At 59.6% G+C, this 1,502-nt stretch carries 2 protein-coding genes; both read left to right on the top strand.

Translation table 11 applies throughout. From position 1 onward, the window contains the following. Positions 1–572: M20/M25/M40 family metallo-hydrolase (locus PAT3040_RS37550; protein ID WP_181376898.1), on the top strand; the 572-nt coding region annotated here is incomplete at its 5' end. Then, on the top strand, positions 569–1,502 hold a 934-nt coding region (gene menC, locus PAT3040_RS28705; RefSeq protein WP_258235205.1), incomplete at its 3' end, for an o-succinylbenzoate synthase. The genes PAT3040_RS37550 and menC, both read left to right, overlap by 4 nt.

Raw genomic sequence — 1,502 nt, 5'->3', positions numbered from 1 at the left:
CCGAAGACGGCGTCAACGCGCTCGAGACGCTCGCCGCGCTCGTGACGGCCGTCCGAGCCATCCGGGCGGACCAGGAGGCCGGCGGCTCTTGCAAGGTAACGATGGCAAAGGTGCCGAACGAAAGCGTCAACGTCATTCCGGACGAAGCGGAGTTCTCGGTCGATATCCGCGCCACGTCGTCCGAAGAGCTGGAGCGGCTTATGGAGCGCGTCCGGCAAATCGCGGCGGAGATCGGAGCGGCCGACGGGGCAGAGGTAACGACCGACGGGGCGATCAAGGCTGCGCCCGCTATCCCGAATGCCGAAATGGAGCGCATTGTCGGCGAAGCCATCGTCGAGACGTTAGGCGAAAAGGGTCTGGCCGCTCCCGTCGTCACGCCGGGGGCGGAGGATTTTCATTTTTACACCATGGAACGCAAGTCGCTCCAGGCGACGATGATTGGACTCGGCTGCGGATTAGCGCCGGGGCTGCATCATCCGGAGATGAGCTTTGATCATGGAGCGATGCGCAAGGGCGCGGCGATTATGGCCTTGTCCGCGATTAAGTTATTGGAGGAGAGACGGCAGCGATGAAAATCAGGAGCGTCACGTTAAGACATATGAGCATGCCTTTGCTGAACCCGTTTACGACCAGCTTCGGCACGTTAAAGGATCGGGAGTTTATTGCCGTGGAGGTGACGGATGCGGAAGGAAGATCCGGCTGGGGAGAATCGGTCGCCTTCGTCGAACCTTCTTATAATGAAGAAACGCTTAAGGGCAACTGGCATCTGCTGGAGAAGTTTCTGATTCCTTTGGTAAGCGCGGCGGAGATCGGGCATCCGACCGAGTTGGCGGAGAGGTTTGCTCCCATCCGCGGCAACCGGATGGCCAAGGCTGCGCTCGAGACCGCTTGCTGGGATCTGTATGCCAAGCGGCAGGGTCTGCCGCTTGCGACTGCCATCGGCGCGACAAAGACCTCGATCGAGGTTGGGGTCAGCATCAGCATTATGGCTACGCTGGACCAACTGCTGGAGACGATCGAGCATCGGCTCCAGGCCGGCTACAAGAGGATGAAGATCAAGATCAAGCCCGGTTGGGATGTCGATATCGTCGACGGCGTGCGACGGAAGTATCCCGATATTGCGCTGATGGTGGACGCCAACTCGGCCTATACGCTTGCCGATGCGGATCATCTGCGGCGTTTGGACGATTATAATCTGATGATGATCGAACAACCGCTGGCGCATGACGATCTTGTCGACCATCGCGAGCTGCAGCGGCAGATGCGTACGCCGATCTGTCTGGACGAGAGCATCCATTCGGCCGACGACGCGCGCAAAGCGATCGAACTGGGCAGCTGCCGGATTATCAATATCAAAACAGGCCGCGTCGGAGGGCTGACGGAAGCTATCAAGCTGCATGACCTGTGCGAGGAGCGGCAAATTCCGGTATGGTGCGGCGGCATGTTCGAATCGGGCATCGGCCGGGCCCATAATATCGCGCTGTCGGCGCTAAGCAACTTCA

It is taken from the genome of Paenibacillus agaridevorans, assembly GCF_003112455.1.
GTDB classification, from domain to species: Bacteria; Bacillota; Bacilli; order Paenibacillales; family Paenibacillaceae; genus Pristimantibacillus; species Pristimantibacillus agaridevorans.
This window is presented reverse-complemented; position numbering and strand designations above follow the sequence as displayed.